Source organism: Streptomyces sp. NPDC057697 (assembly GCF_042799335.1).
Classification (GTDB): domain Bacteria; phylum Actinomycetota; class Actinomycetes; order Streptomycetales; family Streptomycetaceae; genus Streptomyces.
On the sequence record NZ_JBHVJA010000011.1, the window covers coordinates 310806 to 332365 of the forward strand.

21 protein-coding genes and 1 riboswitch are annotated in these 21560 nt (G+C 69.9%); of the genes, 9 read left to right on the forward strand and 12 right to left on the reverse strand.

What is annotated here, in order from left to right; genetic code table 11:
- Nucleotides 1-31: 31 nt before the first annotated feature.
- Nucleotides 32-193, reverse strand: coding sequence for a hypothetical protein (locus ACFVFH_RS26920; RefSeq protein ID WP_383773149.1), 162 nt, complete (start codon nucleotides 191-193; stop codon nucleotides 32-34).
- A 117-nt stretch (nucleotides 194-310) separates the two neighbouring features.
- On the opposite strand from ACFVFH_RS26920, the gene ACFVFH_RS26925 reads away from it, so the two are divergent.
- Nucleotides 311-952, forward strand: coding sequence for a TetR family transcriptional regulator (locus ACFVFH_RS26925; RefSeq protein WP_383773151.1), 642 nt, complete (start codon nucleotides 311-313; stop codon nucleotides 950-952).
- Nucleotides 953-1168: 216 nt separating this feature from the next.
- Here the strand turns inward: ACFVFH_RS26925 and ACFVFH_RS26930 are convergent, their stop codons facing one another.
- The 10 genes from ACFVFH_RS26930 to ACFVFH_RS26975 all read right to left on the reverse strand — a co-directional run bounded on the left by ACFVFH_RS26930 (nucleotide 1169) and on the right by ACFVFH_RS26975 (nucleotide 12195).
- Complete coding sequence (locus ACFVFH_RS26930; protein WP_383773153.1) at nucleotides 1169-2059, reverse strand: thioesterase family protein; 891 nt, start codon at nucleotides 2057-2059, stop codon at nucleotides 1169-1171.
- Nucleotides 2060-2172: 113 nt separating this feature from the next.
- Complete coding sequence (locus ACFVFH_RS26935; RefSeq protein WP_383773155.1) at nucleotides 2173-2844, reverse strand: trimeric intracellular cation channel family protein; 672 nt, start codon at nucleotides 2842-2844, stop codon at nucleotides 2173-2175.
- Between the two features lie 18 nt (nucleotides 2845-2862).
- A complete protein-coding gene (locus tag ACFVFH_RS26940; protein WP_383773215.1) occupies nucleotides 2863-4062 on the reverse strand; it encodes an ABC transporter ATP-binding protein in 1200 nt (399 codons plus the stop codon).
- 14 nt (nucleotides 4063-4076) lie between these two features.
- Entirely contained in the window at nucleotides 4077-5177 is a 1101-nt protein-coding gene (locus tag ACFVFH_RS26945) for an ABC transporter ATP-binding protein (protein WP_383773157.1), read from the reverse strand.
- Entirely contained in the window at nucleotides 5174-6175 is a 1002-nt protein-coding gene (locus ACFVFH_RS26950; RefSeq protein WP_383773217.1) for an ABC transporter permease, read from the reverse strand. Before ACFVFH_RS26950 ends, ACFVFH_RS26945 begins: the two co-directional genes overlap by 4 nt.
- Before the next feature lie 144 nt (nucleotides 6176-6319).
- Complete coding sequence (locus tag ACFVFH_RS26955) at nucleotides 6320-8092, reverse strand: ABC transporter substrate-binding protein (protein ID WP_383773159.1); 1773 nt, start codon at nucleotides 8090-8092, stop codon at nucleotides 6320-6322.
- Between the two features lie 95 nt (nucleotides 8093-8187).
- Nucleotides 8188-9192 carry an ABC transporter permease gene (locus ACFVFH_RS26960; RefSeq protein ID WP_093549230.1) on the reverse strand — a complete coding sequence of 335 codons (1005 nt, stop codon included), beginning with the start codon at nucleotides 9190-9192 and terminating at the stop codon, nucleotides 8188-8190.
- A gap of 511 nt (nucleotides 9193-9703) precedes the next feature.
- A complete protein-coding gene (locus ACFVFH_RS26965) occupies nucleotides 9704-10483 on the reverse strand; it encodes an enhanced serine sensitivity protein SseB C-terminal domain-containing protein (protein WP_383773161.1) in 780 nt (259 codons plus the stop codon).
- Nucleotides 10484-10661: 178 nt separating this feature from the next.
- Nucleotides 10662-11432: an enhanced serine sensitivity protein SseB gene (locus tag ACFVFH_RS26970; protein ID WP_383773163.1), complete on the reverse strand. Its 771-nt coding sequence runs from the start codon at nucleotides 11430-11432 to the stop codon at nucleotides 10662-10664.
- A gap of 70 nt (nucleotides 11433-11502) precedes the next feature.
- Complete coding sequence (locus ACFVFH_RS26975; RefSeq protein WP_383773165.1) at nucleotides 11503-12195, reverse strand: AAA family ATPase; 693 nt, start codon at nucleotides 12193-12195, stop codon at nucleotides 11503-11505.
- Between the two features lie 159 nt (nucleotides 12196-12354).
- A riboswitch (glycine riboswitch) is annotated at nucleotides 12355-12452 on the forward strand.
- A 141-nt stretch (nucleotides 12453-12593) separates the two neighbouring features.
- On the opposite strand from ACFVFH_RS26975, the gene gcvT reads away from it, so the two are divergent.
- The 5 genes from gcvT (at nucleotide 12594) to ACFVFH_RS27000 (ending at nucleotide 18712) form a co-directional block, all read left to right on the forward strand.
- Entirely contained in the window at nucleotides 12594-13709 is a 1116-nt protein-coding gene (gcvT, locus tag ACFVFH_RS26980; RefSeq protein ID WP_383773167.1) for a glycine cleavage system aminomethyltransferase GcvT, read from the forward strand.
- 92 nt (nucleotides 13710-13801) lie between these two features.
- A complete protein-coding gene (gcvH, locus tag ACFVFH_RS26985) occupies nucleotides 13802-14179 on the forward strand; it encodes a glycine cleavage system protein GcvH (RefSeq protein ID WP_383773169.1) in 378 nt (125 codons plus the stop codon).
- Nucleotides 14180-14199: 20 nt separating this feature from the next.
- Entirely contained in the window at nucleotides 14200-15459 is a 1260-nt protein-coding gene (gene glyA / locus ACFVFH_RS26990) for a serine hydroxymethyltransferase (RefSeq protein ID WP_383773171.1), read from the forward strand.
- A 160-nt stretch (nucleotides 15460-15619) separates the two neighbouring features.
- Nucleotides 15620-17002 (forward strand): L-serine ammonia-lyase, encoded by a 1383-nt coding sequence (locus ACFVFH_RS26995; RefSeq protein WP_383773173.1) that lies wholly within the window; start codon nucleotides 15620-15622, stop codon nucleotides 17000-17002.
- A 207-nt stretch (nucleotides 17003-17209) separates the two neighbouring features.
- A complete protein-coding gene (locus ACFVFH_RS27000) occupies nucleotides 17210-18712 on the forward strand; it encodes a SulP family inorganic anion transporter (protein ID WP_383773175.1) in 1503 nt (500 codons plus the stop codon).
- Between the two features lie 61 nt (nucleotides 18713-18773).
- On the opposite strand, the gene ACFVFH_RS27005 is transcribed toward ACFVFH_RS27000, so the two are convergent.
- Complete coding sequence (locus ACFVFH_RS27005; protein WP_383773177.1) at nucleotides 18774-20066, reverse strand: cytochrome P450; 1293 nt, start codon at nucleotides 20064-20066, stop codon at nucleotides 18774-18776.
- A gap of 331 nt (nucleotides 20067-20397) precedes the next feature.
- On the opposite strand from ACFVFH_RS27005, the gene ACFVFH_RS27010 reads away from it, so the two are divergent.
- Genes ACFVFH_RS27010 through ACFVFH_RS27020 form a run of 3 tightly spaced genes read left to right on the forward strand, consistent with a single transcriptional unit; the run spans nucleotide 20398 to nucleotide 21516 of the window.
- Nucleotides 20398-20730 carry a hypothetical protein gene (locus tag ACFVFH_RS27010; RefSeq protein WP_329919275.1) on the forward strand — a complete coding sequence of 111 codons (333 nt, stop codon included), beginning with the start codon at nucleotides 20398-20400 and terminating at the stop codon, nucleotides 20728-20730.
- Between the two features lie 21 nt (nucleotides 20731-20751).
- Nucleotides 20752-21063 (forward strand): pore-forming ESAT-6 family protein, encoded by a 312-nt coding sequence (locus ACFVFH_RS27015; protein WP_383773179.1) that lies wholly within the window; start codon nucleotides 20752-20754, stop codon nucleotides 21061-21063.
- Between the two features lie 42 nt (nucleotides 21064-21105).
- A complete protein-coding gene (locus ACFVFH_RS27020) occupies nucleotides 21106-21516 on the forward strand; it encodes a DUF6507 family protein (RefSeq protein WP_383773181.1) in 411 nt (136 codons plus the stop codon).
- The last annotated feature ends 44 nt before the right edge of the window (nucleotides 21517-21560 follow it).

Below are 21560 nucleotides of genomic sequence, written 5' to 3' on the forward strand. Positions count from 1 at the left end.
GGGTCGGTCGAGAGGACGCGCGGGGCGGCGGTCAGCGCGAACGGCGCTGTGCACCGGTCCGCTCCCGTACGGCGAAGACCAGCAGCCAGCAGCCGATCAGGGCGGCGAGCGCGAGGCTCAGCGGCAGCGGGATCTGGACCACCGCTCCGAGCACGACCCCGAGCAGGAGCAGGGCGACGACGAGGACGATCATGTTCAGCCTTTCCGCGAGCTCGTCACGAGCATTTGAGAGTACGACTGTTCACTGACTCATCAGTCTAGACCCGCGCAATGCTTCCCCACTCCAGAGAACAGTTGTTTACTGAATGGCATGAGTCACACCGTCGGCGTCCGCCGGACCCAGAAGCTGAGAACGCGTCAGGCGTTGCTGGACGCCGCGCTCGGCCTCCTGGAGCACCAGAGCCTCAGCAGCCTCGGGTTGCGCGAGGTGACCCGGGCCGCGGGCGTCACGCCCACCGCTTTCTACCGGCACTTCGACGACACCGCGGCGCTCGGCGTGGCGCTCGTCGAGGAGGCTCTCGGAAGTCTGCACGAGATGATCTGCGCGATGCTCGCGGAGACCGAGGACACCGAGGAACGGCTGGGGCGCAGCATCGAACTGCTCATGCGTCATGTCGGCGAACAGCCCGCCCACTTCCGCTTCATCGCCCGCGAGCAGCACGGCGGCGTCGGCCCGGTCCGCGAGGCCATAGCGGCCCAGCTGCGGCGGTTCGCCGAGGAGGTGGCGGCGGCGCTCGCCGAGGAGCCGCAGTCCCGCGGCTGGAGCGACGAGGATCTGCTGATGCTGGGCGGCCTCCATGTCGACCACATGGTGATCACCGCGTCGGCCCTGCTGGACGCGGGACCGGCGGGCGAGCAGGAGGTGGCCGAGGTGGCCCGCCGCCGGCTGAGGCTGGTCACCCTCGGCAGACTGCACTGGCTGGACGGCGCGGGCGGCACCGGTACCGCCTGAGGCGCGTCCGGTCCCGAACCGCACCGACTGGACGGCGCGGGCCGGGCCGGTACCCCTCGGGGCGCGTCCGGTCCCGAACCGCACCGGCTGGACGGCGCGGGCCGGGCCGGTACCCCTCGGGGCGCGCCCGGTCCGCGACCGCGCGGGAGAGCCCCGGGCAGCCGCCCCGGAGCGGCGTACGGCGGGCGCGTCCAGGAGACCGGCCCGCCGCGGCCGTCAGGAGCGGGGGGCGCGTGCCAGCTGGCGGGACTGGGCCACCAGCCGGTCCACGCTGTCCCAGACGTCCGCGTCCTCCTCCAGGAATCCGCCCGCGAGGTTGCGGGTGGTGATGGAGACGCGCAGGGGGCCGGGGGCGGGGCGGCAGCGGATGTGGGTGGTCAGTTCGATGGTGGGCGTCCAGCCCTTGAGGCCCAGCTCGAACGAGGTGGGCGGCAGCGCGTCCACGGTGAGCAGCAGCGAGAGCGGGTCGGCGTCGCGGCCGTCCGCGAGGCCGAACCAGCCGCGCATCTCGCCCTTGCCGGACGGCTGCCCGATGGCCCAGCCGACCGTCGCCGGGTCGAGCTTGATGTCGAGCCGCTCGGTGATGGCGGAGCTGCCGGGGATCGGGGCCGGGCCGTCGCCCGGTCCGAGGCAGTGCTCGCGCGGCGGGATGGCCGGGGGCTTCGCGGAGGTGCGGACCTCGTCGGAGAGGCCGTCCAGGTCGCCGTAGGTGGCGATGACCCGGATGCGCTCGACCTCGGTGCCGTCCTCCGCGAACTGGAAGAGGGACGCCTGGCCGGTGGAGAGGGTGCGGCCGGTGCGGACGGTCTGGGTCCGGATCACCGCGGGCCCGGGGACGGACGCGGTGAGGTAGTGCGCGGAGACGGAGAAGGGGTCCGGGTGCGGCAGGGCCTGGCCGAGCGCGCGGCCGAGCATGGCCAGCAGATAGCCGCCGTTGACCGCGTGGATGATCGTCCAGCCCGCCGAGAGCTCGGCGTCGTAGACACCCTCTTCGCGAAGGGTGACGGCGGTGTCGCGGTCGAACTCGCTGTCGCCGACGGTCGCCGGGGCGGTCCGCGCCGCCCGTTCCGCCGACTGCGCTGCTGTCTGCTCTGCTGCCTGTGCCATGCGACGCACCGTACACCGATAGTATTACTGAGCGGTAGCTTTTTTGGCGGGGATCACAGCCGGAACCACAGCCGGGATCACGGCCGGGATCACGGCCGGGACCACAGCGCCGGTCAGGTGGCCGCGGAGCCCTCCTCGGCCGTCGCGGACCGCCGGTTGTAGGCACGCGGGGCACGCCAGTGGTAGCGCATCGACAGCAGCCGCAGCACGAAGGCCGCGATCACGGCGGCGCCGCTGGTGAAGGCGTTGAGCGTCCCGAAGCGGATGCACAGGACGATGGTCGTGGCGCCGACGATGGCGGGCACCGCGTACAGATCGCGGTCCCAGCGCAGCAGCGAGGGCACCTCGTTGGCCAGGACGTCGCGCAGCACACCGCCGCCGACCGCGGTGGCGAGCCCCAGGGCCGCGGAGGCCGTGAGCCCCAGCCCGTAGTCGTACGCCTTGACCGTGCCGGTGACGCAGAAGAGCCCGAGGCCCGCCGCGTCGAAGACATTGACGCCGACCTGGATCCGCTCGACGTGCGGGTGCAGGAAGAACACCAGGACGGCGGCGAGGAGCGGGGTGGTGAAGTAGCCGAGATCCGTGAACGCCGCGGGCGGGACCGCCCCGATGACGATGTCACGGAACAGCCCCCCGCCCAGCGCGGTCACCTCGGCGAGCACCGCGATGCCGAAGACATCGAAGTTCTTGCGTACGGCGAGCAGAGCGCCGGAGATCGCGAAGACGAAGATTCCGACGATGTCGAGCGCATGCTGGACGGAGGGCGTGAACAGTTCGTTGAGCACCGGGCAATTGTGCCGGTACTACTCCTTGGGGCCGTCCCCCGCCGTATCGGGCGCGGCACCGCCGTCCGCCGGGGTCCCGCCGTCCCCGGGCTCCTCCGCCGCGGGCTTGCTCACGTCGACGATCTCGATCGCCTCGCGCGCCGCCGCCGTCACCGTCTCGCCGGGCACCTGGTCGGGAGCGTTCTCCGGATGGTGGCAGGCCACCCGGTGTCCGCTCTTCAGCGCGACCAGCGCCGGCTCATGCGTCCGGCAGACCTCCGTCGCCTTCCAGCACCGGGTGTGGAAACGGCAGCCGCTGGGCGGCGAGATCGGCGAGGGTACGTCGCCCTTGAGCAGGATCCTCTCGCTCTTGGCCGAACGGCGCTTCGGGTCCGGGATCGGGACCGCCGAGAGCAGCGCCTTCGTGTACGGGTGCATCGGCGCCCCGTAGAGCGACTCGCGGTCGGCCAGCTCCACGATCTTGCCGAGGTACATCACCGCGATCCGGTCCGAGACGTGCCGGACGACCGACAGGTCATGGGCGATGATCACATAGGTGAGGCCCAGCTCGGTCTGGAGGTCGTCGAGCAGGTTCACCACCTGCGCCTGGATCGAGACGTCCAGCGCGGAGACGGGCTCGTCCGCCACGACCAGCTTGGGGTTGAGCGCCAGGGCGCGGGCGATCCCGATGCGCTGGCGCTGGCCGCCGGAGAACTCGTGCGGGTAGCGGTTGTAGTGCTCGGGGTTGAGGCCGACGACCTCCAGCAGCCGCTGCACCTCCTTCTTGACGCCGCCGTCGGGCGTGACGCCCTGGAGCTTGAAGGGGGCGCCCACGATCGTGCCGATCGTGTGCCGCGGGTTCAGCGAGGAGTACGGGTCCTGGAAGATCATCTGCATGTCCCGGCGCATCGGGCGCATGCCGCCCACGCCGAGGTGCGTGATGTCCTTGCCCTCGAACTCGATGCTCCCCGCAGTGGGTTCGAGCAGCCGGGTGATCAGCCGGCCCATCGTCGACTTCCCGCAGCCGGACTCGCCGACGACCCCCAGCGTCTCGCCGGAGTGCACCTCGAAGTCGATCCCGTCGACGGCCTTCACGGCACCGGCGTTGCGCTGAAGCAGCCCCTTCTTGATGGGGAAGTGCTTCTGCAGCCCGGTCACCTTGAGCAGCACCTCGCGGGAGGCGGCGTCACCGGCCGGCCTCTGCGCCGGAACGCCGACGCCCTTGTCCTCGCTCGTCACGGCCTTGTCCTCGCTCACAGCTTGGGCGCAATCTCTTCGGTCCAGATACGCTCCCGCTGCTCCTGCGACATGTGGCAGGCCGCCCAGTGCCGGCTGCCGACCTCCTGGAGCTCGGGCCGTACGGTGCGGGTGACGTCGTCCTTGGGCACGTCCGCGTACGGGCAGCGCGGGTTGAAGGCGCAGCCCGAGGGGATGTTGATGAGCGACGGCGGGGAACCCTTGACCGGGATGAGCCGGTCGGTCTGGTCGCGGTCGAGGCGCGGCATCGAGCCCAGCAGGCCCCAGGTGTAGGGGTGCCGGGGCTCGTAGAACACCTGCTCGGCCGGTCCGCGCTCGACGCAGCGGCCGCCGTACATCACCAGGATGTCGTCGGCGAGCTCGGCCACCACACCCAGGTCGTGGGTGATCACGATGACGGCGGAGCCGAATTCCTTCTGCAGGTCGCGGATCAGGTCGAGGATCTGCGCCTGGACGGTCACGTCCAGGGCGGTCGTCGGCTCGTCGGCGATCAGCAGCTCGGGGTTGTTGACCAGCGACATGGCGATCATCGCGCGCTGGCGCATACCGCCGGAGAACTCGTGCGGGTAGCTGTCGACGCGCTTGTCGGGCTGCGGGATGCCGACCCGGTCGAGCATCTCGACCGCGCGCTTGCGGGCGGTCTTCTTGTCGACGTCGTGGTGGACCCGGTACGCCTCCACGATCTGCTTGCCGATCGTGTAGTACGGGTGCAGCGCGGACAGCGGGTCCTGGAAGATCATGGCCATGTCGCGGCCGCGCAGCCTGCGCACCTCGTCGGGGTCGGCGGACAGCAGTTCCCTGCCGTCCAGCCAGATCTCGCCGGAGACCCGCGCCTTGCGCTTGCCGTACTGGCCCGTGGTGTGCAGGCCCATGATGCCCAGCGAGGTGACGGACTTGCCGGAGCCGGACTCGCCGACGATGCCGAGGGTCTTGCCCTTCTCCAGCTGGAAGGTGAGCCCGTCGACGGACTTGACCAGACCGTCGTCGGTCGGGAAGTGCACCTTGAGGTCGCGCACTTCGAGGAAGGCGGTGGGAGCGGGCGAGCCGGCCGGGGAGGGTTCGCCCGGCGCGGCGCCGCTCTTGTTCAGTTCGGTCATCCCAGCCTCACTCGCGGGTCGATGACGGCGTACATGATGTCGACGACGAGGTTGGCGACGGCGATCGCGAGGGCCGCGAACAGGGTGACGCCGAGAATCACCGGCAGGTCCTTGTTGCTGATGGCCTGGACCGCGGCCAGCCCGAGACCGGGCAGGTTGAACGTGGACTCGGTGAGGACGGCGCCACCGAGGAGCACGCCGATGTCCAGCCCGAAGACGGTGAGGATCGGGGTCATCGCGGACCGCAGGGCGTGCCGGGTGATGACGGTGCCCTCGCCGAGGCCCTTGGCGCGGGCGGTACGGATGTAGTCCTCGCCGAGCACTTCGAGCATGGTGGCCCGGGTGAGCCGGGCGTACATCGCCGCGTTCAGGAAGGCGAGCACGATCCACGGCAGGATCAGCGTCTGGAACCAGGTGCCGATGCCGTCGTCCGTGGAGAGGTTGTCCGCGATGTGCACCCAGCCGAAGTTGTGCACGAACAGGCCCATCGCGACCATGCCGGTGAAGAAGATCGGCAGCGAGACACCGGCGAGGGCCGTGGTCATCGCGGCACGGTCCCAGATGCTGCCGCGCCGCAGCGCGGACACCACACCGGTGGCGACACCACCGAGGAGCCACAGCACGCAGGCACCGGCGGCGAGCGCTCCGGTGACGGGCAGCGCGTCCTTGAGGGTGGTCCAGACCGGCACTTCGGTACGGAAGGAGTAGCCGAAACAGGGCGCGGCGCAGTGGGTGACGTCGGCACCGTTCGCGTAGTCGCGCCCCATCGGGATGCCCTTGACGAAGTCCCAGAACTGGACGAGGAGGGGGTCGTCGAGACCCAGTTTGATCCGGATGCCCGCGAGCTGCTCGGCACCGGAAGCCTTGCCGGCGAAGAGGACTGCGACGTCCTGACCCGCCCACTTGGGCAGCATGAAGAAGATGGTGAACGTCGCGAGCAGTACGACGAGCACCATGATGACTACGGCGAACAGGCGCCGGATGAGATAAGCAAGCACTGTGCGCGGCCCGGCGGTGGCCGGGAACCCCTCGTGGGGGCTCCCGGCCACCGCCCCGGCCATCACCTGCCCTTCGGACTGGCGGGTTTCGGCGGCGGAGGAACAGTCAACCGGGTTGACTGCGAATGCTGTTGACTCCAGCGACTACTTGACGACGCCGAGCGAGACGTAGTCGTAACGGCCGCTGTAGGCGTCGGACATGTAGACGTTGGTCAGACGGTCGCCGCGCCAGGTGATGTTCTTCTCGTAGATGAAGGGCATCCAGTCGGCCTGGTCGAGGATCCGCTTGTCGAGCTCCTTGTAGATCTCACCGGCCTTGACCGGGTCGGTCTCCGCGATCGCGTTGTCGAAGAGCTTGTCGATCTGCGGGTCCTTGAGCTGCGACTCGTTGTAGTTGCCGGTCTCGGAGAGGAACCGGCTGTCCCACAGCGGCTGGCCGAAGCCCTGGCCGGACGGGAAGTCCGGGCCCCAGCCGCTCATCGTCATCCCGTAGCCGCGCTTCTTCACGACGGACGGCGAACCGGTGATGCTGGACGCCTCGGCGCCGTCGATCGGGTCGACCTCGATCTTGATGCCGACCTTGCCGAGCTGCTCCTGGAGCGCCTCGGCGGTGTCGACCTCGCCCGGGTTGTTGTTACGGGCGGTGAGCTTGGTGGAGAAGCCGTTCGGGTGACCGCACTGCTTCAGCTCGTCCTTGGCCTTGGCCGGGTCCGGCTTGCCCTTGCGGGCGAGGACGCCGTACGGGTCGTAGTCGCTGTGGCCCTTGATGGAGGTCGGCAGCGTGCTGTTGGCGATCTCACCACCGGCGATCTCACCGCCGCGGGTCTGCTGGAGACCGGCGAAGTCCGTGGCGTAGAAGACGGCCTTGCGGCAGTGGACGTCGTCCAGCGGCTTCGCCGTGTGGACGAGCGCGACGTAGCGGACGAAGGACGTCAGCATGTTGTCGACGCTGGCCTTGTGGTCCTGGACGGCGGTGACGCGGCCGGACTGGGTCATGCCGGTGCCGTTGAGGTCGACGTCGTAGTCGCCCTCCATCAGCTTCTTGTCGTTCTCCTCCAGGTTGGCGGAGATCGTCACCTCGATCTTGTCCGGGAGCGCGGCGCGCACCGGGTCCGAGGACTTCTGCCACTTGTCGTTGCGGACGAGGACGATGTTCTTGCCCGGCTTGTACGTCTCGAACTTGTACGGACCGGCGGAGAACGGGCGCTGGGTGTACTTCGCGCCGGTGTCCTTCGCCGCCTGCACGGGCGAGCCGGACGGCATGGCGAGGAACTGCTCGAAGTCACCGTTGGGCTTCGGCAGCTTGAAGATGATGGTGTTGTCGTCGGGCGTCTCGATCGTCTTGAGACCCAGCTTGTCCGCGGACTTGTCCTTGTAGGGGCCCTTGTACTCGCCCTTCGGGTCCAGCGTCTGCTTCAGGTACTGCGGGCCACCGGTGATGGTGTCCGTCGCCCAGATGCGCTCGATGCCGTACTTGACGTCCTTGGAGGTCAGCTTGGAGCCGTCCTCCCAGGTCAGACCATCACGCAGCTTGTACGTGTAGGTCTTGCCGCCGTCCGTGATCTCACCGGGGCCGGTGGCCAGGTCGCCGACCAGCTTGGTGGACGCCTGACCCGGCTTGGTGTCGTAGGTGACCAGCTGGCGGGTGTAGAAGCGCATGAAGTCCCAGGCCATGCCGTAGTAGGCACGCTGGGGGTCGGCGGAGTCGAGGTCCTGCTTGCCGATCATCTTCAGCGTTCCACCCTTTTTGGTGGAAGGGTTGGCGACCTTGTTGAACGCCGCGTTGAAGCCGGCGCCCTTCGACTTGCCGCCGCCGTCGTTGTCGCTGCCGCCGCCGCACGCCGTGGTGGTCATCAGCGCCGCGACCACGAGGGCCGCACCAGCGGTGAGCCGTCGTTTCGAGGTAACTGTGGACATTTTCTCGCAACCTCCGAGATCGCGGTCCCAGGCCGTTGCTTGCCGGAGAACCATGGGAAAAGCCACCTGACGATGCGGCAGGGGCAAGTCGTGGGTTATCGGGTCCCCTTGGGGTCCAGGGCATCGCGCAGCCCGTCCCCGAAGAGGTTGAAGGCCAGCACGGTGATGAAGATCGTCACGCCGGGGAAGACCATGAACATCGGGTCGTGCTCGTACGTTTCCAGCGCGTCCCGCAGCATCCCGCCCCAGGAGGCGGTGGGCGGCCGGACACCGGCACCGAGGAAGCTGAGGGCCGCTTCGGTGAGGATGTTGGTGGGGATCATGAGCGTCGCGTAGACGGTGATCGGCGCCACGAGGTTGGGCAGCAGCTCGCGGAAGAGGATGTGCGTCCGGCCGCCGCCGAGGCTGCGCGCCGCCTCCACGTACTCGCGCTCGCGCAGCGAGAGCGTCTGCCCCCGGACGATGCGGCCCACGTACGGCCAGCCGAAGAAGCCGATGACGGCGACGAGCACGGCGATGCGTACGCCGCTGCCGGTGAGCCCGAGCAGGTCGTCGGGGAGGACCGAGACCAGGGAGATGATGAAGAGGAGCTGCGGGAAGGAGAGCAGCACGTCCATGATCCGGCTGATCACCGCGTCGATCCAGCCGCCGAAGTATCCGGCGATGATCCCGAAGAGGGTGCCGAGGGCGACGGCGACCAGGGCCGCCAGGAAGGCCACGAGCAGCGAGATCCGGGCGCCGTAGACGATCCGGCTGAAGATGTCGCGGCCCTTGTTGGGTTCGACGCCGAAGAGGAAGTCGCCGCTCACTCCGCCGAGGCTGCCGGTGGGGAGGTTGGTCAGCGGGTCGAGCTTGTCCTGGTGGAAGTCGTTCGGCGGATGTCCCAGCAGGCCGACGATGAGGGGCGCGAAGATCGCCACCACGACCAGGACGAGGACAACGATGCCACCCGTCAGAGCGACTCTGTCCTGCTTCAGGCGGTTCCAGGCGATCTGCTTGAGAGACCGTCCCTCGACCTTCTTCACCCCGGAGTCGACTGCGGGACCGTCGGCCGCGACCGGATCCGCTTCCTTGGTCGGCTCGTGCAGTGGTGCCGTCATCGTGGCAAGGACCCCTCTCAACCGGCGGTGGCCGGGCCGAACTGGCCGCTGTGGCGGCGCGATCAGTCAGTCGTACGCAGAGGCGGCAAGACGCCCTTGCTGCGGGAGTCTTCATTGCCGTCACTACAGGTAGCCAGACCGACAGGCGAATGGATGCCTAACCGTGATGCGGCCCTGGGTGTTCCGTTATCCGGACGGAAGTGAACGCCCGTCGAACACAGGTCAGTTGAGGTGGAAGGGGGCACGGAAGAAGATTCACGAAGCTATCGTCACCAGACGTGACCAGCACGGAAATCTCGGACATGGCAGGCCCGTTGTGGCGCTGTGGAAGTGAACGCGCGCCGAAATGCGGGTAGTTGGCGTCTTATCGTGGCGTTGCGGAATTCCCGAACACAACACCCGCCGGAACACAACACCCGCATTACGGCTCCCGGGGGACGAACACCCCGGAAAGGACGTCACCGGAGGGCGCCGCCGGAGCGACGCCCTGGGAGCGGTGGTACCGGACGGATCAGTACGCGCCCTGGGGCGGGTAGCCGTAGCCGGTGACGGGGGGCGCCGGGGCGTGCGCCTCGCGGTCGTAGAACGGCCGGGCGTTGGCGCGCAGCCACATCGCGACCGGGTCGTACTCGTCGGACATGGCGACGGTGGAGACGGGCAGCCCGTCCGGGACGGCGGAGACCGACTGCTGCATCATCGCGCGCGCGGCGTCCACCGAGGGCGGGCTGGTGTCGTAGAGGTCGAGGCCGATGGTGAGGTACGGGGCGCCCAGCGCGGGCTGCACCCAGGCGCGGCGCAGCGAGCGGACCGCGGGGGTGTGGTGGGCGTTCTGCGCGAGCAGGGCGTAGAACTGCGGGATCTCGATGGCCGGCTCGGTGAGCCGGAGCGGGCCCGCGGGCATCCGGTCGAGGCCGGTGGCGATCCGGCGCAGATCCAGCCAGGGGATGCCGACGCCGCCGCCCGGGGCGTGCGGGTTGAGCCAGATGCCCCAGCGGTCGGGGAAGAGGGCGCGGGCGACCTCCAGGCCGCCGACCAGCTCATGGGCGCGGTTCCAGCCACTGACCGAGAGCTCCTGGGCGGAGGTCACACAGGGGGCGTAGCCGAGGCCGTCGACCTCCATGTTTCCGTACTGGGCGTCGGGCGAGCCCGCCTGGCCGTGCCAGAGCAGCATCCAGATCCGGCCGTTCGCGAGGGCCTGGAGCAGTGCCTCGTACGCGTCGTAGCGTCCGGGCGTCACTTGGCGAAGCATGTGCTCGACCTGCCCGGCCGCCGCGGTGCCTGACGCACTCACCTGGTCCCGCCCCTCTTCGATCCACTGTGTCGGCCGGCCGCTCCCGGGCACACGGGGGCGGCATGATGCCGAGGCACCAGCCATGAAACCAGCTTATGCGCCGGTCCTGACACCGACTTGACGCCATGGGCCGCGGCGGTGTTCCGGGCCGGTGCCCGCCGCGGGCGCCGCGCCGGGGCTACCGGGCCGCTCGCTGGTAGAACGGCCGGACCTTCTCGCGCATCCAGTCGCCGACCGGATCCTGTGCGACGTCGAGCAGGACGAGATTGACCGGCCAGGGCACCTCGACCCGGCCCAGGGCGCGGCCGAGGGCGTCCATCGGGGCGTTGCGGCCCGCTCCGTCCCAGGTGGAGAACTCCACGCCGATGAAGAGGACGGGCTCGTCGCCCTCGACGCTGGCCAGTGCCCGGCGGGCGGTGAGCACGACGCCGCTCTCCTCGAACTCTCCGGCCGCCGCGGCGAGGAAGTCGACCGGCTCCTCCTTCCAGCCCGGCTCGTACAGCCGGACCCGGCCGCCGGTGGCCGGGCCGTCCAGCGGGGTGCGTCCGGCCCGGCAGAGTTCGGCCACGGCGGGGGGCGGCAGCGGTATCCCGACCGCGCCGCCGGGGTTCACCGCGATGCCGAGCTGCGGGGGCAGGCCGCGGGCGAAGTCGCGGGCGGGCGCGACGGTGAAGGACATCCGGGTGCCGACACAGGCGAGGAACTGCTGTTCGGAGCTGAACACGGGGACGTAGGCGGCGCCCTCGATCTCCAGCGTCGGCAGGTCCAGCGCCTCCGCGTCGGGCCCGCCGCCGTTGGGCAGCGGGACCCAGACATCGCTGCGTCCGAGCACCTCGACGAGCCGTCCGCCCGCCTCCGGGACGCCCACCGAGGCCGTCAGTACCTCTTCGAGCTCATTGGCCGGCCATCCGCCCTGCGGATGGGACTGGAGCTGTGCCGGAACGTCCACTGCTTCCCCTTCTCGCCCACGCTTTCCGGCAGAAGGTTAACGCCCGGCCGCGGTCCGGCCCGGCCCGCGGCTACCCGGCCCCGAGCCGTTCGTCCCCGAAGGCGATCCGGCCGAGCCGCCCCGCCGCCTCCCGGTCCAGCAGCACCGCCGAGGCGCAGCCGGACGGCAGCAGGCCCTCGTCGACCGCTTTCAGCAGCCTGCCCACGGCCCTGCGGTGCCGGGCGAAGGCGTATCCCGATACGCCGCGCCCGCGCTCGCGCTGGCCCTCCCGCGCGATCCGGGGGGTGACGTCGAGCAGGACGAGATGCAGGGCGCCGCCCCGGCGCCGGACGTCACGGCCCAGCCAGGCGCGCACCCACGCCTGGGTGCCGCAGTCGTGGACCACGACGGACTCCCCGGAGCGCAGCACCCGGCGCAGCCCCCAGTAGTGGGCGACGCGGACGAGCGGGCGGTAGAGGGCGTAGGGAAGTAAGCGGGGCATGCTCCGCGCCCAGCGGTCCCGCGTGTCCTGGGAGTCGACGGCGTGGGCCGCCGTCACCGCGCGCCGGATCAGTGTCGACTTGCCGCTGCCGGGCAGCCCGGAGACCACCACCACGTCGCCCGCCGCGAAGTACAGGCCGCGGGGCCCGTGGCCGGACCGTGCCCGCAGGTCCCGCACCACCGGCGCGGGCCCGCCGGAGGCCGTCCCCGGCGCGGCCCCCGCCTGTGCGGGCATCGCGCCGTGCGCGACCTCCGCGGTCGTCGCGTACCGCTGCAACGTCATCGCCCTCCCCCTGTCGGCTCACCCCACGTATGCCCCTGAAGTGTAAAGAAAAGGTAATGCGGCACAACCGTCCACGCCGGTGAATTCCGGCGGGGGACCGGGGCCCCACTCCGGCGCGATGCATGCGATGATGACCCGGCCAACTGCATAAAGGCCGCTTGAATCCGCGCGGGAGAGTTCCGGTCACTGCATGTGCCGGGCGCCGAAGGAGCAAGTTCCTCCCTTGAATCTCTCAGGCCCCGTACCGCGTGGATGAGGCAGATCTGAAAAGCGGGCCGCTTCGCGGCCCCACCCAAGGTGCAAGCCGACCCCTTCCAGGGGCTCTCGGCGAACCTCTCAGGTTCCGATGACAGATGGGGAGGGATCGTCCTCGTCGTCATGCCCTGGGAGTCATATCCATGAGCACCGCCCCCCGTCTCACCGCCCTCGACGCCCTGCACCGTTCGCTGGGCGCGACCATGACCGACTTCGCGGGCTGGGACATGCCCCTGCGGTACGCCAGCGAGCGCGACGAGCACAACGCGGTGCGCACCCGGGCCGGGCTCTTCGACCTGTCGCACATGGGCGAGATCACCGTCACCGGACCGGCGGCCGCGGCCCTGCTGGACTTCGCGCTGGTCGGCAACATCGGCACGGTCGCCGTGGGCCGGGCCCGCTACACGATGATCTGCGCCGAGGACGGCGGCATCCTGGACGACCTGATCGTCTACCGGCTGGGCGAGACCGAGTACATGGTGGTCGCCAACGCGGGCAACGCCCAGATCGTGCTGGACGCGCTGACCGAGCGGGCCGAGGGCTTCGACGCCGAGGTGCGCGACGACCGGGACGCGTACGCGCTGCTCGCCGTCCAGGGCCCCGAGTCCCCCACGATCCTGGCCTCGGTCACCGACGCCGACCTGGACGGACTGAAGTACTACGCCGGGCTGCCCGGCACCGTCGCCGGTGTCCCCGCGCTGATCGCCCGTACCGGCTACACCGGCGAGGACGGCTTCGAGCTGTTCGTCGCCCCCGACCACGCCGAGCAGCTGTGGAAGGCGCTGACCGAGGCGGGCGCCTCCCACGGCCTGATCCCGTGCGGTCTCTCCTGCCGCGACACGCTGCGCCTGGAGGCGGGCATGCCGCTGTACGGGCACGAGCTGACCACGGCGCTGACCCCGTTCGACGCGGGTCTCGGCCGGGTCGTGAAGTTCGAGAAGGAGGGCGACTTCGTCGGCCGCGAGGCGCTCCGGGCCGCCGCCGGGCGCGCCGAGACCGCCCCGCCGCGCAAGCTGGTCGGGCTGGTCGCCGAGGGCCGTCGCGTGCCGCGCGCCGGATTCTCCGTCGTCGTCGGCGGCGAGGTCGTCGGCGAGGTCACCTCGGGCGCCCCGTCGCCCACCCTGGGCAAGCCGATCGCCATGGCGTACGTGGACGCCGCGCACGCCACGCCCGGCGCCGAGGGCGTCGGAGTGGACATCCGGGGCAGCCACGAGCCGTACGAGGTCGTGGCACTGCCGTTCTACAAGCGCCAGAAGTGACGTCGGCGCCCACCGAGAAGTGACGCAGTCGCGTCTCACACCGTAAGACCACCGTTCATCAGCACTCCCCCGCGTACAGGAGAATTCAGGTCATGAGCAACCCCCAGCAGCTGCGGTACAGCAAGGAGCACGAGTGGCTGTCGGCCGTCGAGGACGGTGTGGCCACGATCGGTATCACCGAGTACGCGGCCAACGCACTCGGCGATGTCGTCTACGCCCAGCTCCCCGAGGTCGGTGACACGGTGACCGCGGGCGAGACCTGCGGCGAGCTGGAGTCGACCAAGTCGGTGAGCGACCTGTACTCCCCCGTGACCGGCGAGGTCACCGAGGCGAACCAGGACGTCGTGGACGACCCGTCGCTGGTGAACTCCGCTCCCTTCGAGGGCGGCTGGCTGTTCAAGGTACGCGTCGCGGAGGAGCCGAAGGACCTGCTCTCCGCGGACGAGTACACCGAGTTCTCCGGCAACTAAAGACCCCAAGGGACCACCTGATGTCGCTTCTCAACTCCTCCCTCCACGAGCTGGACCCGGACGTCGCCGCCGCCGTCGACGCCGAGCTCCACCGTCAGCAGTCCACCCTCGAAATGATCGCCTCGGAGAACTTCGCTCCGGTCGCGGTCATGGAGGCCCAGGGCTCCGTCCTGACCAACAAGTACGCCGAGGGCTACCCCGGCCGCCGCTACTACGGCGGCTGCGAGCACGTCGACGTCGTCGAGCAGATCGCGATCGACCGCATCAAGGCGCTGTTCGGCGCCGAGGCCGCGAACGTCCAGCCGCACTCCGGTGCGCAGGCCAACGCCGCCGCGATGTTCGCGCTGCTCAAGCCGGGCGACACGATCATGGGCCTGAACCTGGCCCACGGTGGTCACCTGACCCACGGCATGAAGATCAACTTCTCCGGCAAGCTCTACAACGTGGTCCCGTACCACGTCGACGAGACCGGTGTCGTGGACATGGCCGAGGTCGAGCGCCTGGCCAAGGAGGCCAAGCCGAAGCTGATCGTCGCCGGCTGGTCCGCGTACCCGCGTCAGCTGGACTTCGCCGCCTTCCGCCGCATCGCGGACGAGGTCGGCGCGTACCTGATGGTCGACATGGCGCACTTCGCCGGCCTGGTGGCCGCGGGTCTGCACCCCAACCCGGTGCCGCACGCCCATGTCGTCACGACCACCACGCACAAGACCCTCGGCGGTCCGCGCGGTGGCGTCATCCTGTCGACGCAGGAGCTCGCCAAGAAGATCAACTCCGCGGTCTTCCCGGGCCAGCAGGGCGGTCCGCTGGAGCACGTGATCGCGGCCAAGGCGGTCTCGTTCAAGGTCGCGGCGACCGAGGAGTTCAAGGAGCGCCAGCAGCGCACCCTGGACGGCGCCCGCATCCTCGCCGAGCGCCTGGTCCAGCCGGACGTCACCGAGGTCGGCGTCTCCGTCCTCTCCGGCGGCACGGACGTCCACCTGGTCCTCGTCGACCTGCGCAACTCCGAGCTGGACGGCCAGCAGGCCGAGGACCGGCTGCACGAGCTGGGCATCACGGTCAACCGGAACGCCATCCCGAACGACCCGCGGCCGCCGATGGTCACCTCCGGGCTGCGGATCGGCACGCCGGCCCTGGCGACCCGCGGTTTCCAGGCCGAGGACTTCACCGAGGTCGCGGAGATCATCGCCGCCGCGCTCAAGCCGTCCTACGACGCGGACGCCCTGAAGGCCCGTGTCGTCGCGCTGGCGGAGAAGTTCCCGCTGTACCCCGGCCTGAAGTAGTCCGGACAGGTTCTGGCAACACGTTGGGGCGGGGCACCACGCACACTGAAGGGTGAGCGCGGTGCCCCGTCCCATGCCCCCGCTCTCCGGGCCGCCCGGCCCGGTCCGTACCGCACCACCCGGCAGACGACGATGTCTACCAACCCTTGAGGAGTCACCCGTGGCCATCTCGGTCTTCGACCTGTTCTCGATCGGCATCGGCCCGTCCAGCTCCCATACGGTCGGCCCGATGCGCGCCGCCCGTATGTTCGCGCGCCGGCTGAAGAACGAGGGCCTCATCGCCCACACCGCCTCGATACGCGCCGAGCTGTACGGCTCGCTCGGTGCGACCGGTCACGGCCACGGCACCCCCAAGGCGGTCCTGCTCGGCCTGGAGGGCGAGTCGCCCCGCACCGTCGACGTGGAGTCCGCCGACGACCGGGTGGAGCAGATCCGCACCACCGGCCGGATCAACCTCCTCGGCATGCACGAGATCGACTTCGACGCCGACGAGCAGCTGGTCCTGCACCGCCGCAAGGCCCTCCCGTACCACGCCAACGGCATGACGATCTTCGCCTTCGACCACGAGGGCGCCCCTCTCCTGGAGAAGACCTACTACTCGGTCGGCGGCGGCTTCGTCGTCGACGAGGACGCGGTCGGCGAGGACCGGATCGTCCTCGACGACACCGTGCTGAAGCACCCCTTCCGCACCGGTGACGAACTGCTGCGGCTCTCGAAGGACACCGGCCTGTCCATCTCCTCCCTGATGCTGGAGAACGAACGGGCCTGGCGCACCGAGGACGAGATCCGCTCGGGCCTGCTGGACATCTGGCGCGTCATGCAGGCCTGCGTCGCGCGCGGCATGTCCCGCGAGGGCATCCTCCCCGGCGGCCTGCGGGTCCGCCGCCGCGCCGCGAACACCGCCCGCCAGCTGCGCGCCGAGGGCGACCCGCAGACCCATGCGATGGAGTGGATCACCCTCTACGCGATGGCGGTCAACGAGGAGAACGCGGCGGGCGGCCGGGTCGTCACCGCGCCCACCAACGGCGCCGCGGGCATCATCCCGGCGGTGCTGCACTACTACATGAACTTCGCGGCCGGCGGCGCCACCGAGGCGGAGAAGGAGGACGGCGTCGTCCGCTTCCTCCTCGCGGCCGGGGCGATCGGCATGCTCTTCAAGGAGAACGCCTCCATCTCCGGCGCCGAGGTCGGCTGCCAGGGCGAGGTGGGCTCCGCCTGCTCGATGGCCGCGGGCGCCCTCGCCGAGGTCCTCGGCGGCACCCCGGAACAGGTCGAGAACGCCGCCGAGATCGGCATGGAACACAACCTGGGCCTGACCTGCGACCCCGTGGGCGGCCTCGTCCAGATCCCGTGCATCGAACGCAACGGCATGGCGGCGGTGAAGGCCGTCACGGCGGCGAAGATGGCGCTGCGCGGCGACGGCAGCCACAAGGTCTCCCTCGACAAGGTCATCAAGACCATGAAGGAGACCGGGGCGGACATGAGCGTGAAGTACAAGGAGACGGCGCGGGGTGGGTTGGCTGTGAACATCATCGAGTGCTGAGCACGTAGGGCCCCGGCCTGGCGGGGACGGGTGCCGGGTGCCGGGGAGCGTCGTGGTGGGACGTGTCGGGTACCGGGGAGGGCACCCCGGTGCCCGGGTGCGGGGTGGCGGAGGAGCATCCTGGCCTGATGCGCCGAGTGCCGGGGGAACGCCCCTGCCTCCCCCGCTGCCCCGTACGCCCCCTCCCGCACGACAGGTTTCCCGCTCTTGTCCTTCTCCGTACTGTCCCCGGCCGCGCGGTTGCGCGGTCTCCGTCCCGCCCGGCTGTCCCCGAGGGTGTTCCGCACCGAGCTGCTGGCCGGGCTCGTGGTCGGGCTGGCTCTGATTCCCGAGGCGATCTCGTTCTCGGTGATCGTCGGAGTGGATCCGGCGATCGGGCTGTTCACCTCGTTCCTCATGGCGGTGGTGATCTCGGTCGTCGGCGGGCGTCCGGCGATGATCTCCGCCGCCACCGGGGCGGTCGCCCTGGTCGTCGCTCCCCTCAACCGCCAGCACGGGTTCGGCTATCTGATCGCCGCGGTCGTCCTCGGCGGTGTCTTCCAGATCGTCCTCGGCGCGCTGGGCGTCGCGAAGCTGCTGCGGTTCGTGCCGCGCGGCGTGATGGTCGGCTTCGTCAACTCCCTCGCGCTCCTGGTCTTCATGGCCCAGGTCCCCGAGCTGCACGACGTGCCCTGGGCCGTCTACCCGCTGGTCGTCGCCGGCATCGCGCTGATGGTGTTCTTCCCCAGGGTCACCAGGGCGGTCCCCGCGCCGCTCGTCTCCATCGTCATCCTGACCGCCGTCACCGTCGCCGCCGGGATCGCCGTACCGACCGTCGGCGACCGGGGCGAGCTGCCGTCCTCGCTTCCGGTACCCGGCCTGCCCGATGTGCCGTTCGCACCGGACACCCTGACGACCGTCGCGCCGTACGCGCTCGCCATGGCGCTGGTGGGGCTGATGGAGTCCCTGATGACCGCCAAGCTGGTCGACGACATCACCGACACCCGTTCCAGCAAGACCCGCGAGTCGGTCGGCCAGGGCATCGCCAACATCGTCACCGGCCTCTTCGGCGGGATGGGCGGCTGCGCCGTGATCGGCCAGACGATGATCAACGTACGGGTGTCGGGTGCCCGCACCCGCCTGTCGACCTTCCTCGCGGGCGCCTTCCTGATGGTGCTGTGCATCGTCTTCGGGCCCGTCGTCTCGCGCATTCCGATGGCCGCCCTCGTCGCCGTCATGGTGATGGTGTCCGTCGCGGCCTTCGACTGGCACTCCGTCGCGCCGAGGACCCTCAGGCGGATGCCCGTCGGGGAGACCTTCGTCATGGTGGCGACCGTGGTCTGTGTGGTCGTCACCCACAACCTGGCCGTCGGCGTCGTGGCCGGTACGGTCATCGCCATGGTGATCTTCGCCCGGCGGGTCGCCCACCTGGCCGATGTCACGGCGGTCACCGACCCCGGGGGCGACCGGATCGTCTACACCGTCACCGGCGAGCTCTTCTTCGCCTCCGCCAACGACCTGATCACCCGGTTCGACTACGGCGCCGATCCCGGCCGGGTCGTCATCGACCTCTCCGCCGCCCACATCTGGGACGCCTCGTCCGTCGCCGCGCTGGACGCCATCACCACCAAGTACGCGCAGCGCGGCAAGACCGTGGACATCGTCGGCCTGAACGAGCCGAGCGCCGAGCTCCACACGTCCCTCAGCGGCGAACTCACCGGCAGCCACTGACCGGCCGCCACCGTCGCGGGGCCGGGCGGCCGGCCCCGTGGCACGATCCGGTACGGGCGGCTCAGCGCAGGTGCACCGGCAGCGATTCGATGCCGTACACGATGGACAGCTTGCGGAAGGCCAGGTCCTGGGGCGGGACGGCGAGCCGCATCCCGGGGAACCGCCGGACCAGGGCCGGGTAGGCGGTGCGCAGCTCCATGCGGGCCAGTTCGGCGCCGACACAGCGGTGGATGCCGTGGCCGAAGGCGAGGTGGCCGCCCGCCGGGACGCGGTGCGGGTCGAAGCGCCCGTCGTCCGTGACGTATCCGGCATCGCGGTTGGCGCCGCTCAGCGAGCAGAGCACCATGTCCCCCTGCGGTATGACGACGCCGCCTATCTCGATGTCGCGGCGGGCGAACCTGGGGAAGGCGATCTGCACCGCCGAGAGGTAGCGCAGCACCTCCTCGACGAAGGGGGCGGTCATGGTGTCGTCCTGGCGTATTCGCTCCAGCACGTCCCCGTTCTGGAGCAGGACGAGGGAGCCGAGGGCGATCGTGCTGGCGGTCGTCTCGAACCCGCCGGTGAGCACGCCGTCGGCCAGACCGGCGAGTTCCTCGTCGTCGACGTCGTCGCCGTGCTCCCGCACGATCATGCCGAGCAGGCCGTCGCCCGGCTTCTCGCGCTGCGCCTTGACGACGCCCCTGAAGTACTCCAGCGACTCCGACATCGCGCCGAAGGGGGCGGTCGTCCCGGCGAAGAGGTCGAAGCGGTCCATGGCGAGCTGCTGGAAGTCCTCGCGGTCCTCGTACGGCACGCCGAGCAGTTCGCAGATCGTGAGGGACGGGATCGGCAGCGCGAACTCCTGCACCAGGTCGACCGGGCCCCGGGCCGCCTCCATCGCGTCGAGGCGCTCCTCGACTATGGCGTCGATCCTGGGGGTCAGACGCCGCAGCCGGCGCATGGTGAACTCCGGGGTCAGGATGCGGCGCAGGCGCGTGTGCACCGGGGGATCGCTGAACCCGAGTCCGCCGGGGCTCTGTTCGGCGGCCACTCCGGCGTTCGTCGCGAGGTGGGCGAAATCGGTGCTGAATCCGTCGGCCGAGCCGAGGACGGCCTTCGACTCCTCGTAGCCGCTGACCACCCAGGCGTCCATGCCGAACGGCAGCGAGACCTTGTGCACCGGACGCTTCGCCCGGGTCCTGGCGAGTCGTTCGACCGGGTCGAGGCCGTCCCTGCGCAGCATCATCAGCAGGTCGTCGGGGAGCAGCCTGACCGTGGAGGAGCCGATCCCGTACTTCTGGATTCTGGACAGGTAGGTGCGCCCGATGCGGGCGGTGATACGAGAGCGGAACGTCGTAGTCAATCTGCACTCCATGAGTCGTCGCGCGGTCCGCACCCACGGTGCGGACGGGAAACAGCTGTGCAGCAGGCGCGGATGGATGTGAATGGCCGGCGGCGACACGGCTTGTGCCAAACGGCATTCTGTCTCAGAGCGTGCGCAAGCGGCGCCCCGGCGGCTCCGGAACGGTCCCCCGGGCCCGCCGGAGCCCGGCCGGGCGCTCCCTGACCGGCCCTTCCCGCGCGCCGGACCGGCCGGTGCTATGTCACAGCCTCTCAACAGCACCATGGGCCCCAATTGCCTCTGGGCCGCTGGATTGATAGGGATAGCAGGACATTTGTTTGCGCAGACTCGGCAGGGGGACTGGATGAAGTTCGACATGGGGGCGCAGGTTCTGACGAATCTGTCGTCGAAGTCGCGTGGGTCGAGTGATGATCTGGGCACGTTGATCCGTCAGTTGGTGCAGGCGGCGGCGCCGTTGGAGGGGAAGTTCAATGGTGCGGGGCGTGTGGCGTTCGACTCGTTCAAGAGTCGTTCGGACGAGATCACGGCGGCGTTGAACGGTTCGCTGTCGGCTCTCCTCGGTGGTCAGTCGGGGATGGAGCAGGCGTTCGGTTCGGGTGATCAGGAGCAGGGTGACAACGCGCGGCAGCAGATGTCGGCGGCGAATTTCGACGCGGCCCGCTTCGGCGGCCGGTAGTAACGGGGGGTTGGGTTTCCGATGGCTGGTGGCAGTGATCGTCGTTCGTACGACATCGGTGCGTCCGCGGACGCGCAGGGCAACATCCAGGTGGTGATCGGGCGTCTGGAGGAAGTGATCGCGGCGCGGGACGGCCAGGTCAAGGCGGCGATGGCGGACTTCGCGGCCGATGGTGTGGCGGACGAGTACCACGGCAAGGAAATGCGGTGGAACCGTGCCTCGCAGGAGGTAAAGAACATCATCCAGCTGCTGAAGACGACGCTGGAGCAGAACGACGGCACCGCGCAGCACACGATCACGCGCGCGAAGGCAGCCGTCGACAACATCGGCTGAGTTGTCGCTGAGTCTTTCTGATCGGTTCACGGGGGTGTGCGGGTGACTGGCTGGGATTTGAAGCCGCAGGGTATTCAGGGTGTGCTGAAGACGACGGGTGAGGTCGCGTCGAAGATCCAGACGCATGCGACGTCGTACGGGGATCACATGACGTCGGCGGCGTCGAGTGCGGGCACGATCTCCGCCGAGGGCGGTGGTGGTGGTGATGGTGGTGGCAAGGGCGGGGACCAGGCCGTGGGTGGTCTGGTCGCGTTGGCGTTGTCGCAGTTCGCCGAGCACACCACCGGGGACCTGAAGTACGTCGCGGCCCGTGCGGGCAAGTCCCTGACGGGTGCGGTGGACGCCACGACCGCCTACCTGAACGGTGACCTCGACATGGCCGCCGAGGCCCAGCGCAAAGCGCTGGGCGCGGTGGACCTGGACCCGAAGAAGCCCGGGGTGCAGACGCGGTGATCAAACCCGAAGCGATCCCCCAGTACACCGGCAACCTCGGCCAG